The organism is Acetobacterium sp. K1/6, assembly GCF_034438075.1.
Lineage (GTDB): Bacteria > Bacillota > Clostridia > Eubacteriales > Eubacteriaceae > Acetobacterium > Acetobacterium carbinolicum.
On the sequence record NZ_JAXQGA010000009.1, the window covers coordinates 125158 to 141561 of the forward strand.

A 16404-nucleotide genomic window follows, 5' to 3' on the forward strand; every position below is an offset into this window, starting at 1 on the left:
CTCGCCAGCTGGAAGTTTAGCTCAGTGTTCGCATCACAACTCCTTCTCTCGGTCTACCCGGCTGGACTTACTTCTAAGACGCACTATGATCAACAACTCTCTATTGAGTTATCTTACGTGGATCGCTTGGCCTGCATCTGGCATCGACTTTCAACCACAAACCTGAGACAACGTCTATTATAAGATTGCGTTCCCAAAAATGTCAAGCGAAATTCGATACCATCGATATCAAGTGAATTTCGTCACCTTCTGCTGCAAGACTATTCCATTCATTACCTTTTATGTTATAATAGATGAAATAAACTTTCGGAGGTTTTTATGTTTTTGGGTATTGCCGCAATCTTAGCAACAATTATTTTTATCATCAATATAACGCTGACATTCACCATTATTTTTTTGGAACGAAAAAACCCTCAAAGCACTTATGCCTGGTTATTATTCCTATGGATGGTACCCATTTGGGGCTTTTTATTTTATATTCTCTTCTCGCAGAACTTAACCAAACGTAAAATTTTTAAGTATAACACCCCTGAGAATATTCAGTACCATCATTTGTTAAGACTGCAGCAACGGTCACTTTCCCGGATTATTGCGATCGATCCCGATAGTCCCATTGAAAAATACCGTCATTCCATTGAATTTCATTTAAATGTCAGTGAATCTATTTACACCAGTAATAACACGGTGGAAATTTTTACCGATGGAAATCAGAAATTTGATGCTCTTTTTCATGCCATGGAAGCCGCCCAATCATCGATTCATCTGGAATATTATATTATTAAAAACGATACCCTGAGCGCTAAATTATTTGATATTCTGACGAGAAAAGCGCTTGAAGGCGTCGAAGTCCGGCTGCTTTTTGATGCCATGGGCGGTCGTTATTTACCCCGCACGGTGCTTGATGGCTTTGAGGCCGCCGGGGGGAAAATCGGTATTTTTTTTCCATCCCGCTTTAAGATGCTAAATCTCCGGGTTAACTATCGCAACCACCGCAAAATTGTGATCATCGACGGTGTCACCGGCTTTGTCGGTGGGTTTAACATCGGCAACGAATATCTGGGCCTGGAGAAAAAAATGGGCTATTGGCGGGATACTCATTTGAAGCTTGTCGGTTCAGCCGCCTACGAGCTGCAGCATCGCTTTCTGCTCGATTGGCGCGCCAGTTCCAGTGAAGAGTTCCTCGCTGATGATCAAAAACTTAACCAATATTTCCCCACCATCCCCCAAAAATCCGGAGCTGGCATCCAAATTGTTTCGAGTGGTCCGGATAACATCAACCAGCAAATCAAACAGGGATTCCTACGGATGATTAATAACGCTGAGGATTATATTCTGATTCAATCGCCCTATTTTGTACCGGATGAAAGTATTCTGGAGGCTTTAAAAATTGCCTTGTTGTCCGGTATTGATGTCCGGATTATGATACCTAATAAGCCGGATCATATTTTTATTTACTGGGTCACCCTGGCCTATGTCGGCGAACTGATTGAATATGGGGCCAAGATTTTTATTTATGAAAATGGCTTTCTTCACGCCAAAACCATTGTGGTCGATGATGCGCTCTGTTCAGTGGGCTCCTGTAACTTTGATATCCGCAGCTTTCGGCTTAATTTTGAAACCAACGCCTTTATTTATGACCGTAAGGTTGCGATAAAACTTAAAAATATCTTTGTTGAAGATATTAAAAAATGCACCTATTATAACAAAGAACTCTACCGGAACCGCAGCCGACGAGTCAAGGTTAAAGAATCGATTTCGCGACTGTTTTCGCCTTTACTGTAGAGTCAACTACTATTTTCCGTTTTTCATCCCACCAGCCGTTTTTTAAAACAGCTGGTTTTTTTTGCCAAAAACGATTGACAAAAATATACTATGCATTGTATAGTATTATGTGAAAGGGGGTATCTACTTGGATATTCAATTAAAACGGGGGTTACTGGAAATTTGTGTACTGACGGTACTCAATCGGGGCGATTCTTATGGCTATCAAATCATCAAAGATGTGAATCCCTATATCGAAATCTCCGAATCCACCCTTTATCCCATCCTGAAACGACTTGAAACAAACCAGTGCCTGCTGGTTCACGCTGTTGAACATAATGGCCGACTTCGAAAATACTACAAAATAACCGCAACCGGTCGTCATCGAATTATTGAATTTATTGACAACTGGAAAGAGGTCATGAGTGTATATAATTTTATTAATGAAGAAATGAGGAACCATAGCGATGAACAAATCTGAATTTTTATTAAGTTTGACCGATAAGCTTGACCCATTACCCCAACATGAGATCGAAAAAACCCGGGGTTTTTATGCCGAAATGATTGATGACCGGATTGAAGATGGCATGAGTGAAACGGAGGCCGTCGCCGCCATTGGTGATATTGATACCATTATCCAGGATACTCTGCTGGAACAACCCTTACCGGCTCTGATGAAGGCCAAGATCCAGCCAAAATCCAGCTTAAAGATTTGGGAAATTGTCCTGATTGTCCTGGGCTTCCCGGTTTGGTTTCCCTTGCTGGCTGCTTTCTTTGTTGTCATTCTTTCTGTTTATCTCTCGGTTTGGGCGGTTATTATATCCCTTTATGCAACAGTTGCTGCCTTTGTGCTCGGTGGCCTGGCCGGGATTTTTAGCATCTTTTTTGCCCCGTCTTTTGTTTATGGACTGTTTGTCCTTGGTTTATCCCTTGCCTGCCTGGGCATCGGCGTTCTATCCTTTTTCGGTGTCACAAAACTATCCCACTGGTTGATCTTGCTTACCCGAAAATTTCTACGCTTTGTTAAATCATTATTTATTAAAAAGGAGGTCCTGTAAATGGAACCAATCAAAAAAATAATCATGCTGACTGCCGGTGGTTTAATTATCCTCGGATTTATTATTGCCATGGCCGCTTTTGCCCTGGGCGGATTTAACTGGAGGACCTTAAACGCCAGTCTTCCAGACGAGAAAAAAAGCTACACCTATGATCTGGCCGGTGTTTCAAATCTAAGTCTTAGTGAATTGGACACTGACGTAAAGATTGTGGGAATCGATGGCGATCAGATAAAAATTGAATGCTATGAGAACGAAAAGGATTCCTATACCATAAAGCTGTTGGAAAATGGTAATCTAAGCATCGATCGTTCCCTGTTTAAACATTGGTACGAACAGATCGGTTTTTTAAATTTCAACCTGCAAAATAAAAAAAGAGAGCTGACCGTGGCCATTCCCAAAAAGTTCAGCGGTGAACTTGAAGTTTCCACCGTCAGTGGCAATCTGATCGTGTCCGACCTTGATCATTTAAAGGATGTTAATACCAGCACCTCTGCCGGACAGATCGACCTGAAAAACCTTAGTATCGCCCAACAACTTGCAGCTTCCACCATCAGTGGTAATCTTGATCTCAGTCAGGTCAGTGCCGGCGGCAACCTGGAACTGGGAACCGCCAGCGGAACGATCCAGGTAAGTCAGGGAAAAACGGACGGATCCCTGTCTGCTTCCTCCCTAAGTGGTGCCATGAAATTTGACGAAACCACCATTGCCGGACCGACCACCATAGAAAACAGTAGTGGCAATATCCAGTTTAATAAGCTATCCGGTCATGATTTTTACTTCTCCAACTTAAGCGGCAATATTCGCGGCAGTCTTCTTGGTGATCCTGCCACCTATACCATCACCGCCGACAGCCTCAGCGGCAAGCAGAATCTCCCCAACTTTGGAAACGGAAAAAATAGTCTGGAGGTCTCAACCGCCAGCGGCAATATAGATATTGAGTTCCTGCCCGTTAATTAAACTATTTCCATTTCGCAACCACAAGTGACCCGGGCAAAGAAATTATTTTGCCCGGGTCTTTTTTACCTTTTTGTCGTTTTGCCGGGTGCACCCTAAAAAAGACGACCCGAGTTCCGAAGAACCCAAATCGTCTTTATGCTCTGTTTCTCAACCATCCTGCTCAATCATTTAAGTCGAATTCATCAAGTTGATCGTGACCGCTTTTTTTGACAATGTGACTGATTTCTTCTTGGGTCAATGACCGGCACGAAATATCGACCTCGCGGTTTATTAAGCTTTTTAAGAAAAAAGAGTTTTCGGCGCTTTCACAGGCACCGTCAACACTAGAATCTGAAATCCCGTTTGCCGGAGCTCAGCTCAGTTAGATGGGCCGTTGCAATGCCCCGGACCTTGTCACTGGGAATCGAAGCCAGTTCCCGGGCAATGGTTTTTTCACCATTATATTTGGTCGCCGGGGCGGCATAGTCTTCTAAATATTCTTTGAGGGTCATAATCGCGTTAGGCTGACAGCAATTGGCAATCTGACCGGATTTAACCAGTTGCATAAAGCGGTCGCCGGTGCGGCCTTCCCGGTAACAGGCGGTGCAGAAGCTGGGAATATGTCCCATTTCTAACAGCCAGTTGACAATATCATCGAGTTTTCTGGTATCATTAAGCTCAAATTGGGCTGAGTTTTGATCTTCCGGTTCCGGCGTATCGTAACCGCCGACACTGGTGCTGGAACCACCGCTGATCTGCGAAATCCCCAGCTTTAACACCCGTTCCCGGGAAGCCTGGGACTCCCTAGTCGAAATGATCATACCGGTGTAGGGGACGGCAATGCGCAGCACCGTAACAATTTTTTCAAAGATGTCATCGGAAATCGCATTGGAAAAATCATCAGTGTCAATATCATCCGCCGGGCAGATCCGGGGGACCGAGATGGTGTGGGGACCAACCCCCATCGCGGCTTCTAAGTGCTCGGCATGCATAAGCATTCCGACAAAATCATAGCGGTATTTATTCAGACCAAAAAGGACCCCAATCCCGACATCATCAATGCCGCCTTCCATGGCACGATCCATCGCTTCTGTGTGCCAGGCGTAATCACTCTTGGGACCGGTGGGATGGAGCATTTCATAATTCTCCTTATGATAGGTTTCCTGGAACAAAATATAAGTTCCGATTCCGGCTTCCTTCAACTGGCGGTAGTCCTCCACCGTGGTCGCCGCAATGTTTACATTAACCCGGCGGATATCGCCATTTTTATGTTTGATGCTGTAAATCGTTTTGATGCTTTCTAAAATGTATTCCAGGGGATTATTTTTTGGATCTTCGCCAGCTTCCAGTGCCAGCCGTTTATGACCCATATCCTGAAGAGCAATGACCTCTTTGGCAATTTCTTCCTGGGTCAATTTCTTGCGGCTGATGTTTTTATTTTTAAAATGATAAGGACAGTAGACACAGCCATTGACACAATAGTTTGAGAGGTAAAGCGGGGCAAACATAACAATACGATTGCCATAAAACTTTTTTTTGATATCCATCGCCAATTTTACCAAACGATCATTTTGTTCTTTTAGCTCGCAGGCCAGTAAAACTGCCGCCTCGCGATGGTTGAGTCCCTGATAAGTCCCTGCGCGCTCAATGATTTCATTGAGCAGGGCGACATTTGTTTTGTTTTCTTCTGCATAGGCCAGCGTTTCTAAAATCTCCTGGTCATCAATAAATTCAACCGCTTTTTTCGACATGACATTATACATTGTTACGCTCCTAAAGTTTTTATTTTTTTAATTCATTTATTCGACTGCATTTAATCTTTTGGATAATCGCCCCGGTGGGTTAAAATTTCGTAGCCAATTCCTTTCATCCGGTTACTTAAACAGACCCGGCATTCGGCGGCCTCATCCCCCGTGCAGATTTTATTATCATATAGGCTGTAATCCTTTCGGACTGACACGGGAGACAGGTTGGGCATGACCACATTGGCCCCAGCCAGAATGCCCGCTTCCCGACCATTGGGATCAATCGTTCCCAGTGCGGTCGTGGCTGGAATCAGCGCTTTAGGCAGCATCAGCCGCAGGATTGAGATAAGCAATAAGGTTTCTTCCAGCGTACCGGCTTTAGCTTCCTTATACGGGGTGTGCTGATGGGGAATAAACGGTCCGATCCCAATCATCTGGGGATTTAATTCTTTTGTGAAAAGTAGATCCGCAACCAGATTTTCAACCGTCTGATGGGGCGATCCCACCATAAAGCCCGTGCCTACCTGAAAGCCGATTTCTTTGAGATGGGCAAGACATTCTTTTCTGTTTTCCAGCCGCAGTTCCCGGGGATGAAGCTTTCTATAATGCTCCGCACTAGCCGTCTCGTGCCGCAGTAAATAACGGTTAGCTCCGGCGGTAAAGAATGCTTCATAAACGGCTCGCGGCCGCTCACCGAGTGACAGGGTAATGGCACAATCGTCGTAGTCACTTCTGATTTTACCAATCAGTTTAATCATCATTTCATCGGAAAAATCCGGATCTTCCCCACCCTGCAGTACAAAGGTACGAAAGCCTAAGTCATATCCGATTGCACAGCAGTCAAGAATTTCCTGTTCGCTTAACCGATACCGATGAGCCTGTTCGTTACCGCAACGAATGCCGCAGTAGTAGCAATCATTTTTGCAATAATTACTAAATTCAATCAGCCCCCGGACATAGACCCCATTGCCAAAGGTTTCTCCGGCCACTCTTTTGGCCCGGTTTGAAAGATCCGCTCGTAACTCGGGGGTATTATTTTCAAGCAGCCATTTAAACTCATCTTTTTCTAAAAACTGCTCTTTTTCCAGTTTAGCCGGTAATTTATTCATGATTTTCATTAGTTTCATCACCCTTTGGCAATTTTGAATAAACGGTTTTAATGCTCACCCCCTCAATCATACCCAGCTTCCCGGACAAGGAACTGATGATATTCGTCGACGCATCAACAACCACGCTGATCACCGAAATGCCGCGCTGTTGATAAGGAATTCCCATTCGTCCGACAATATGCTCCCGATAATCGTGAAGCACCTGATTGAGCTTTTCCACCGCTTCTTTTTTTTCAACTACAATTGCAATCAGTCCGATTCTTTTTTCCATCTTAAACTCCTTCACTCACCTTCTTTTTAACCAGCTACCCTTAAACTACCAAAAAATTACCTCAATTCCGCTTCGCTTCATTTCGGTCGCGGGCAGTCGCCAACTGCAAGCGAGCTTGCGATTGGCTCGTTGCCTTAACGCGAAAATCCCTGTACCGGGATGGCACAGGGAAAAATACGCAAATAACCAAACCATTTAGAAAAAATGATATGGATGAATGACACATGATTCTCTCGCCTTTCCATTAGGGACGAACCCGGATGGCATCAGTACGATAGCTTTGTTTTTATTAATGCTTGTCAATGCTTGTCCAGTTTGCTGTCAGAATCTGAGGATTCGTCATCTTTTAGCTCACTGTTGTTGAAAAGGATATCATATAATTCAACATGCTTCAATAATTATCAGAGGGAAATTCTTGTCTTTTTTCCGGCTCCGATACAGTCTTACCCAAAAATTAAGGACCACACGCGATGTGATCAGAGTTTTCGGTGTATCTCCGAAACCCAGATCACATCGGTATGATCCTTTTTATTATTACAGATTATGAATGAACAATCCGCTTCTTAATTTTGGTTCAAACCAGGTAGATTTTGGCGGCATCACCATATCTGCGTCAGCAATGTTCATCAGCTCTTCGATGGCGGTCGGGTACATCGAAAAAGCGAGTACCATATCTTCGCTAACACGGCGTTCCAGTTCGTTTAAACCCCGGATGCCACCGACAAAGTCGATTCGTTTATCGGTACGAATATCCCCGATTCCCAAAATAGGTATCAGGATATTGTTTTGCAGAATCGCCACATCCAGTGAATTAACCGGATCGGCGGGATCGTAAACCCCTTCTTTGACGGTTAGCAGATACCATTTTTTATCCACAAATAAACCAAAGCTGCCTTTTTGAGGTGGTGTTACCGGTTCGGCATCCTTAGGCGTTACATCAAATTTTTCCGATAGTGCGTTTAAAAACTCCTCAACGCTGAGTCCGTTAAGATCTTTAACCACGCGGTTGTAATCCATGATATAGAGCTGCTCATCGGGAAATAATACCGACAGGAAATAGTTAAACTCCTCTTCGCCGGTATACTCCGGATTTGCTTCCCGGCGCATCAGACCAACCTTAACCGCAGACGCCGAGCGGTGGTGTCCATCAGCGATATAGAGACTGTCAACATGACCGAATTTTTCAATTAAACCATTAATCACGGCCTCGTCGTCAACAATCCAGGCCCGATGGGTAATCCCATCTTCTGCAACAAAATCATAAACCGGTTCATTCGCTTTCCGCCAGCTGTCTACCATCTCATTGATGGCGTCCTGGGCCCGGTAGGTCAGAAAAATTGGCCCGGTATTGGCATTACAGGCATCAACATGCTTAATCCGATCTTCTTCTTTATCAGCCCGGGTCAGCTCATGTTTTTTAATCGTGTTATCAAGATACTCATCAATCGCCGTACAGACAACCAACCCGACCTGGCTTCGCCCGTCCATGATCAGTTCGTAAATATATAAGCAGTCTTTGGTATCCTGGGTTAAGGCATTCCGATGAAACAGTTTTTCCAGATTTTTTCTGGCGGTTTCATAAACAAAAGGATCATTGATTTTAATTCTTTCGTCTAAAGTCGTTTCCGGCCGGTCAACCCGTAAAAAAGAATCCAGTTTCCCCCGGGCAGCTATTGCCGCTTCTTCCCGGTTATAGACATCATAGGGCAGGGCAGCCACATCCTGAGCTTTTTCAGGAAAGGGGCGAACCGCTTTAAAGGGTTTTATTGTTGCCATTTTTTTCTCCTATTTTTAAATAAAGAAGTGGCTTCTGCTAAACGAAGACCACTTCTTTTTTTTTATTTTAGAATCCGTACTCGGGTAACGCCTTCAATCGCTTTTAAAGCGGTCTTGACGTCCTCACCAACATTGCTGTCAACATCAATCATGGTATATGCCCATGAACCTCTGTGTTTGTTGGTCATAACCGAAATATTAATGTCATAATCCGCAAGCACCTTGGTAATCTGGCCCAACATATTTTTTACGTTGGCATGGTTCACAGTCAATCGATTTACTGCTTCACATACACCCATATTACAATCCGGATAGTTGACAGAATTGATGATATTGCCGTTTTCCAGATACTCTTTTAACGAATAAATAGCCATTTCCGCACAGTTTTCTTCACTTTCCGGAGTTGATGCACCTAAGTGCGGAATGTTGATAACATTTTTCATTTTCAACAAGCGTTCATTGGGGAAGTCCGTCACATAGGTTTCAATGGTACCATCTTCAATGGCATTTTCCAGAGCATCGTAATTAACCAGTCCACCGCGGGCAAAGTTTAGTAATCGCAGTCCTTTTTTGGTCTCTTTTAACAAATCGGCATTAACATAATCTTTTGTTTCATCCATAAAAGGAATATGAAGTGAAATGTAATCACAATTTTTAAAGATTTCTTCTTTGCTGACAGCACGTCTGACTTTTCGGCTTAATCCCCAGGCATTATCAATCGAAATAAAGGGGTCAAAGCCGTAAACCTTCATCCCGAAATCAATCGCCATATTGGCAACCAGCACTCCAATGGCACCTAAGCCGATCACACCCATTTTTTTGCCATATAGTTCTGGACCGCCAAAAGCACCCTTGCCTTTTTCAACCAGAGCGGGGACTTCCTCGCCCTTATCCGTCAAAGTGCCTGACCACGCTATCCCGTCAACGACCTTACGTGAAGCGATCAGCATCCCGGCAATCACCAGTTCTTTTACCGCATTGGCATTGGCACCAGGTGAGTTACAAACCACGATGCCCTGTTCTGAACACTTATCCAGAGGAATGTTATTAACGCCGGCTCCAGCCCGGCCCACAAACTTTACTGACTCCGGGATATCCATGTCATGCATTTTATAGCTTCGCAGTAAAACCGCATCCGGATTCTCCGGCTGATCTAAAACTGTATAATTCTCACTTAATAATTTTAGCCCTTTTTTAGAAATATTATTCAGGGTCTGTACTTTATAATTCACAATCAAATTTCCTTTCTTAGCAAAACGCCTAGGCGTTTTCTTTTTCAAACTTCTGCATGAAATCTATCAGGGTATCAATCCCCGCCATTGGCATGGCATTGTAAATGCTTGCTCGCATCCCACCAACACTACGATGACCCTTCAGGTTTTCCATTCCGGCTTTCTTGCTTTCTTTAACAAACAGGGCATCTAACTCGTCAGATCCGGTAATAAAAGGCACATTCATTAGTGAACGGTCTTCAGCCACAACAGTCCCTTTATAAAGCTTGCTGTTATCAATAAAATCGTAAAGCTTTTGAGCTTTTTCTTTATTCGCGGCTTCCATGCCAGCAACACCACCGTTTGCTTTTACCCATTCATAAACAAGTTTGCAAATATAAATGCTGTAGCATGGTGGAGTATTGTAACAAGAATCATTGTCAACATGGGTCTTATAATCGAGCATTGTGGGCGTAAAATCTTTGGCATGACCCAATAAGTCATTGCGGATAATCACCGCTGTGACACCAGCCGGTCCCATGTTCTTCTGAGCACCAGCATAAATTAAGCCAAATTTTTTAACGTCATAAACTTCAGATAAGATATTTGAAGACATATCTGCTACTAAAGGTACATTTCCCGTATCAGGAATATTTTCTGGTTTAAATCGCGTTCCGTAAATGGTGTTATTCGCGCAAATATGGAAGAAATCAGCATCCGGTGTAAAATCCTTGGGATCCACCTTAGGGATGTAGGAAAAGGTTTTATCCTGGGATGATGCAATAACCTTTGCTTCTCCATAACGGGCTGATTCTTGACAAGCCTTTTTTGCCCAACTGCCAGTCAGCATAAAGTCGGCTTTATTGGTTTTTGAAAACAGATTGAGTGGGATCATGGCGAACTGAGTTGATGCGCCACCTTGTAAAAACAGAATCTCATAATTGTCAGGTACATTCATCAGTTCTCGATAAAGACTTTTTGCGGCTTGAAGAATATCATCAAAATAAGATGATCGATGACTCATCTCCATCACGGACATACCGGCATCTCCATAGGATACCATTTCAGACCCAGCTTTTTCCAGGACTTCGAGTGGTAAACAAGATGGTCCAGCTGAAAAATTATAAACTCTTTTCACGTTTAATTTCCTCCTTAAATAGTGTTTTGGTGTGAATTGTAATTCTCTGAAAAAATTACTTCTTGCTATTATATGTTAAATTATTGTCAAATGCAAGATTTTGTATTAATTTTTATGTTAATTTTCTTATTTACTCAGATTTTTATTCAATTGTTACTGTTGTTCTTGCTGGTGTGATGGATTTGACCAAAGCCTGCGATAAATTGGTCTGAATTGGCAATTCATATTCTCCCGGGGCTAAATTCGTACAATCCACAAAGGCTTCAATCTGCGCTGTATTTAAACTGTTTAGGACACTACTGGCACCCTCTAATTTTACGATAACCCGGGAATCCTTAATTTTTGACATCACCTGACCAGCGGCGAGATTTTTTGCACTTACCTTATCAAGGGTAAAACTCTTTTCCACCGGGCTTTCAATGGCAACGGTCACCTTAACTTTTCCACTATCATCGAGGAAATAGAATCCCGTCGGGGCGGTAAGACTAATATCTTTGGTAAATGTTTTTGATTGTCCCGACACGTTAATGGGATCGATGGCAATCGTCTCAATGGTATTTAGCAGGTCTTCTTTGGCTCCGATTATGACCTTTGAAGGTTCAACCATAATCTCTGTGACAATGGTCCCATTGGCCGGTTCTCCGACGGTGGAAGGCGTCATTCCTACGGACTTTGTTTTTCCTAAAAAAATCTCAGTTGGAACAACATTTGGCAATATCTCCAGATCACTAATCGGACTCCCGTCCACATCATAAGCCGTAACATCCAGGTACCTTGTCGTATCGGTTGCCAGTCCGTTAACATTGGCGGTTGCAGTTATTTTATCAATTCGCGTAATCGACGCTTCCGGACCTTCCACTTCCACTTTTTCCTGTGATTTAGCCGAGATCACCGACAGATCATTGGCTGGTATTCCTTCCAGCACAATCCCCACATCCACGGCTTCCTTTATGATATTATCCACTTCAATCGAAAGAGTCGTCGGGTTCATGCTACTGATAATCACCGAATTGGCCAGGCCTTTCACCTCAACATCCAGATCATAGATCCCTTTTTCGTCAATATCACTGAGATCTACTTCAGCGGTAATTTCTTTCATAATAATATTTCTTAAATTCCGGTCCGTTCCCTTTACCTGCAAATTGAGATAATAATTTTTATTATCGACCAGCACCAAATTTTTTTCTGCGAGGGATTCCACATTGGTTAAGGTTATCGGGATACTGTTATAATCCTGGGTGATCAGCATATCAGCATTACCATTGACCATAAACCAAAGGGTGATGGCAATGCCCACTGCTGCAATCAGCCGAAATAATCGTTCATGCAAGGCTATCTTCTTTTTATTTGCTGCCATCGATTCTCCCCCAGAGCTTATGAATCCACCCGCTGTCTGTGTTGCCGTCCTCATTGATGATATAGTTTTCCAGAATAATTTGCTTGAGCACCTCGATGATCACATCCTGAAACAAGGTGCCCTTTGATGCATAAGAAATTTGACCCGTTTCTTCGGAGACAATAATGACCAGCGCGTCAGATTTTTCTGTCATTCCCAAACCAGCCCGGTGCCGAGTTCCAAATTCACTGCCCAAATCCCGATTGTCCGAAAGCGGCAGCAAACACCCTGCCGCCCGGATCTGCCGGGACCATAGTTTAATAATCACTGCGCCGTCATGAAGAGGACGGTTCGGCGTAAAAATATTCTCCAGTAGTTCACTGCTGATATCCGAATCCAGCTCGGTTCCGGTTTTAACGATATTATTAAGCCCGGTATCTTTTTCCAGAACAATCAGTGCACCAGTCTGCTCGCACGCCAGTTTGTCCACCGCTTTAATGATTTTTTCGACGTCTTCTTCGAGAAAGTCCATCGATGGTTTCTTCATCATCTCTTTAAAAATACGATTATTTCCCAGTTGTTCCAAGGCTGAGCGAAACTCCGGCTGAAATACCACCACAATGAAAATAAACGCCCAGGTAAAGGCGCTGGTAATAATTAAATTAAGGGTGGTGAAACCCAGCCATTCACTGACAGGCGACAAAAAAAGCAACACAATCAAGCCTTTAAAAACCTGTTCGGCCTGGGTTCCCCGTATCCACATTAATAACTTATAGACAATAAAAGAAATAATGACAACCTCGATGATACTGGCTCCCGTTATTCTTGATTGTAAATATAATAAAAACTCTTCCATTTTAATTCCCTCATTCATTCGTTACTATTAATTATACACTACCTAAGCCATTTCGTGAAACGGAAATTGAAATTTTTCATATTTTTACAGTCCCCATTAAGAATTTTTTTAAGGGAGACTTGTGAAATTCATGCTAAAATTGGCTTTAATTAAAACTCTTCCCAATCTTTTATAAAGAAAAAGGAGCTCTTTTACATGAAAAATCATCTGTTTTATTTACTCCCCAAAAGCGAAACTGTTTTTTTAACCAATACCGATTCATTCAACCAGGCCTACAATATGTTTGTGATTACAAATTATACGGCCCTGCCAGTGATTAACAAAAAAGGACAATACGTGGGAACCATCTGTGAAGGTGACCTGCTACGGGTTTTATCCCTGAGTCTGACCCACCCGGAAATCAATTTAGATGCTTTTGAAATCAAAGACATTGACTTCAAAATAAATCTGGAAGTGGCCAGGGTTAATGAAAGTTACGAACATCTGGTAGAACTGGCTGTGAAGCAGAACTTTATTCCCCTCGTTGATGATCAGGGAATTTTTATTGGTATTCTTAGACGCCAGGAACTGATCAAAGAACTGATCAATTTTTTATCTGATAAGGTCGCTGAACAAGAAGTCGGTTAATTTCCTCTAATGACAACGATTAAAGCCAATTGATTCGTCCAACGCTGCCATTGCCAGAACTGTTTTTTCTGTTTAGCAATGAAAGAATCGGATGTATCAATTGGCTTTTTGTCGTCTTCACTGTTTATGCTGTTGTCTTAATCGTTTTAAAATCACCCCTCCACTGCGGGGACAGGGAATGGCCCCGGCTTTTAATAACGCTTCATATCGACCAATCAGCCGGTCTGGTGGCAAATTGCTAAACGCTTGCCTTAAACCGTCCTCAAGTAAAAAGCCAGCCAAACTCAGATAGACGTCGACATCTGTTTCGGAAACTGCCTCCAGCGCAGGAATAATGCGTTGCAAAAGAGCCAGATCGATGACCTCTAATTCGCTATACAAACCTTCAACTCCGCTGTTGATGCCAAAAGCCAGGATTTCATTTTTCCCCCGATACCCCATTGGGCACTCATGTTTTATGAGTAGCTGTTGTAGCTCATTGAGCAAGACCATGAGACGCTCCAGAATTTCCGGCAAGCCCTTAGCCTGACTATGGATTTTAAAGACACTGTTCTCCCAGTCACTGTCACCGGTAGGACTGCCGTAATCGGCAAAAACGCCAATTTCAACCACCGGCATCCGAATCACATTGCCGCTATCAATCACTCGGGAATGGACCGGAAAACTGCCGGGACCCTCATTGATGGTTGCGACAATATAAAGGTTATCCGGAAAACTTAAGTTACCGTATTCGCGAAAAGCTGTAATATCTGCACCAAAATCTTCGCGTTTCAAAAAAGGCTCCTTGCTGCCATTAATTCCTTCTAACAAAAGCCGCAGATAATCGGCAGCCGAAGACTGGTCCATTTCATCGAGCATGAAGAAATGGGGTTTATCCGGATATTCTTTGGCTGCTTTTAAGATCAGCATGATGGGTCCGGGGATAAAGTGCCCACGACTGTCCAGATGTCCCAGTAGTGGAGTATGGTCCTCCCAATTTTTTCCCACCAGCAGCCGTTTAAATCGACCGTTTTCCTGGTTCGCACCAATTGCCTCAGCAAAGAGCCGGGGAAAACTGGTTTTGCCGCTGCCTACCTGGCCTTTTATGATCACAAATGGTTTTGATTTTATCGACAGATAATAGGTCTTAATTAATTCCGCCGGATAATAATAGCCTTTGTCACCCATTTTTGCCTGAACCAACTGAAGATAGGGGGGAAGGTAGTCGTTCTTTGCCGGATAGCGGGTAAATGATTTGCTCTCCGCTGCTTTCGTTTCTGCTTTGGATTGAATGTCATCCACATCAGCAGACGACAGGTTTGTTTCAGATTCTGCCATCACGACCTCGCGTAAAGTACTGATCGCTGCATGCTTCGGCTGTGCCGGGACTTCCGAGCCGCTTTCCGCCTGATTTTTGTTTTCCACACCGGGGCGCTCTTCACAGATGCTTTCAAACAAAACGGTCTCTGCCGGTACCGGTTGCGATCCTTGCGGTGGCGGCGTCTGTTCCTCAAGTACAACTTCGGGCTTTTGCTTTATTTCTGCTACCATTTCATTTTCGACCTTGGCGTCCTGTCCTTTTATAATTTCTTCGCTTGGCTCATCACTGACTGCTGTTTCATCAGCCGTCTGACCCTTCGTCAAACATAACTTATACATTTTTCTAAACGCTTCAAATTCAGCGATCAGCACCTCATCTTCTGGCATCTCTGTTTCGGTATATTCGCGATAGCAGACGATCCCCGACACCAGGCTGGCATTCGCCAGCAAAACATCTTTATGATTGGTTCGATAGTGTTCTGTCACAAGGTTTTTTCGGTACGCAGCGGCTTTTTCCGCCAGACTGCGGACCCCCATCCCTTCTTCACCATAGACGATGGCCAGATAAAGCTTACGGCTGTCCATGGCCAGAAGATAAGCCAGATAGAGGTCGCTATCATCTAGAGCCTGTTTATCGCGTACTTTAACCCAGGGGATCTCGGCCCATTGGGTGTCTCCGGCAAAGCCCCGTACCTGATAGTGTCCGGATCGGATGGTTTTTAAGTTTTCAATCACTTTGGGAATCTCTTCGGTGATCGTCTCTTTAAAAGAAAAACGAAAGTCTCTGGGATAATAGTTGGGATAACCGGTAATCCACTTTAACAACAGCTCCTGGAGTCCGGCCGTTGGCGGAGTAGCGATTATCGGCATGTCACTTATTTTTTCATCACTATTTTCTTCATCGGCCATTATTAAGCGCAGATGAAAAACTTCGTTGGCTTTTATTATTTCCAGCTTTGGCGTTTTGGACGCATCCGGATCACCCTGAAACCACGATTCAAAATCAGGAAAGGCTTCACCCAGTTTGCGTATCAGCACCTTGCTCCATTTAAGTTTGGTATCGCCTTCGGTTTCCAGATAAGAAGGATATTCGCGATTCTGATAAATAATTGCCAGTCGTTCTCCGGGATTCCCAAAAAAGCTGATCCGTTCTTTTGGAATAGTCATCTCGGTATTAACAAAGTCCGATAATTCTGTTGTTTTGATCATTCGATCCGATCCTAATAATTCCCAGCTCATTGCTACTGCCTTTCTCTTCTTCGCTCATTCTTATGCCTTTAT

Annotated in this window: 14 protein-coding genes; 5 read left to right on the forward strand and 9 right to left on the reverse strand. The window is 43.5% G+C overall.

Annotation, left to right across the window (positions count from 1 at the left end; all coding sequences use genetic code 11):
• The first annotated feature begins 318 nt into the window (after positions 1–318).
• From cls to U2P91_RS09970, 4 genes are all read left to right on the forward strand, one after another.
• The gene (gene cls, locus U2P91_RS09955; protein WP_322519571.1) at positions 319–1782 is read left to right on the forward strand and encodes a cardiolipin synthase; all 1464 of its coding nucleotides are present in this window, start codon (positions 319–321) and stop codon (positions 1780–1782) included.
• A gap of 127 nt (positions 1783–1909) precedes the next feature.
• Positions 1910–2242 (forward strand): PadR family transcriptional regulator, encoded by a 333-nt coding sequence (locus U2P91_RS09960; RefSeq protein WP_111887911.1) that lies wholly within the window; start codon positions 1910–1912, stop codon positions 2240–2242.
• Positions 2229–2819, forward strand: coding sequence for a DUF1700 domain-containing protein (locus tag U2P91_RS09965; RefSeq protein ID WP_111887912.1), 591 nt, complete (start codon positions 2229–2231; stop codon positions 2817–2819). Before U2P91_RS09960 ends, U2P91_RS09965 begins: the two co-directional genes overlap by 14 nt.
• Positions 2820–3776 (forward strand): DUF4097 family beta strand repeat-containing protein, encoded by a 957-nt coding sequence (locus U2P91_RS09970; protein WP_111887913.1) that lies wholly within the window; start codon positions 2820–2822, stop codon positions 3774–3776. It begins immediately after the preceding gene.
• Between the two features lie 323 nt (positions 3777–4099).
• Here the strand turns inward: U2P91_RS09970 and hydG are convergent, their stop codons facing one another.
• The 8 genes from hydG to cdaA form a co-directional block, all read right to left on the reverse strand.
• Positions 4100–5518 (reverse strand): [FeFe] hydrogenase H-cluster radical SAM maturase HydG, encoded by a 1419-nt coding sequence (hydG, locus tag U2P91_RS09975; protein WP_322519572.1) that lies wholly within the window; start codon positions 5516–5518, stop codon positions 4100–4102.
• 50 nt (positions 5519–5568) lie between these two features.
• Positions 5569–6609 carry a [FeFe] hydrogenase H-cluster radical SAM maturase HydE gene (gene hydE, locus U2P91_RS09980; RefSeq protein WP_322519586.1) on the reverse strand — a complete coding sequence of 347 codons (1041 nt, stop codon included), beginning with the start codon at positions 6607–6609 and terminating at the stop codon, positions 5569–5571.
• Positions 6602–6880 carry a TM1266 family iron-only hydrogenase system putative regulator gene (locus U2P91_RS09985; protein ID WP_322519573.1) on the reverse strand — a complete coding sequence of 93 codons (279 nt, stop codon included), beginning with the start codon at positions 6878–6880 and terminating at the stop codon, positions 6602–6604. The genes hydE and U2P91_RS09985 overlap by 8 nt, the downstream gene beginning before the upstream one ends.
• A gap of 534 nt (positions 6881–7414) precedes the next feature.
• The gene (locus tag U2P91_RS09990) at positions 7415–8656 is read right to left on the reverse strand and encodes a DUF1015 domain-containing protein (protein WP_322519574.1); all 1242 of its coding nucleotides are present in this window, start codon (positions 8654–8656) and stop codon (positions 7415–7417) included.
• Between the two features lie 62 nt (positions 8657–8718).
• Positions 8719–9888: a phosphoglycerate dehydrogenase gene (locus tag U2P91_RS09995; RefSeq protein ID WP_111887917.1), complete on the reverse strand. Its 1170-nt coding sequence runs from the start codon at positions 9886–9888 to the stop codon at positions 8719–8721.
• A gap of 28 nt (positions 9889–9916) precedes the next feature.
• On the reverse strand, positions 9917–11005 hold the full coding sequence (serC, locus tag U2P91_RS10000) for a 3-phosphoserine/phosphohydroxythreonine transaminase (RefSeq protein ID WP_111887918.1): 1089 nt from the start codon (positions 11003–11005) through the stop codon (positions 9917–9919).
• A gap of 142 nt (positions 11006–11147) precedes the next feature.
• On the reverse strand, positions 11148–12362 hold the full coding sequence (locus U2P91_RS10005) for a YbbR-like domain-containing protein (RefSeq protein ID WP_322519575.1): 1215 nt from the start codon (positions 12360–12362) through the stop codon (positions 11148–11150).
• Entirely contained in the window at positions 12349–13197 is an 849-nt protein-coding gene (gene cdaA, locus U2P91_RS10010) for a diadenylate cyclase CdaA (RefSeq protein ID WP_242988647.1), read from the reverse strand. The genes U2P91_RS10005 and cdaA overlap by 14 nt, the downstream gene beginning before the upstream one ends.
• 195 nt (positions 13198–13392) lie before the next feature.
• Between cdaA and U2P91_RS10015 the strand changes: the two genes are divergently transcribed.
• Positions 13393–13824 (forward strand): CBS domain-containing protein, encoded by a 432-nt coding sequence (locus U2P91_RS10015; protein WP_322519576.1) that lies wholly within the window; start codon positions 13393–13395, stop codon positions 13822–13824.
• Between the two features lie 117 nt (positions 13825–13941).
• Here U2P91_RS10015 and U2P91_RS10020 read toward each other — a convergent pair whose 3' ends face one another.
• Positions 13942–16362 (reverse strand): MrcB family domain-containing protein, encoded by a 2421-nt coding sequence (locus U2P91_RS10020; protein WP_322519577.1) that lies wholly within the window; start codon positions 16360–16362, stop codon positions 13942–13944.
• Positions 16363–16404: the final 42 nt, after the last annotated feature.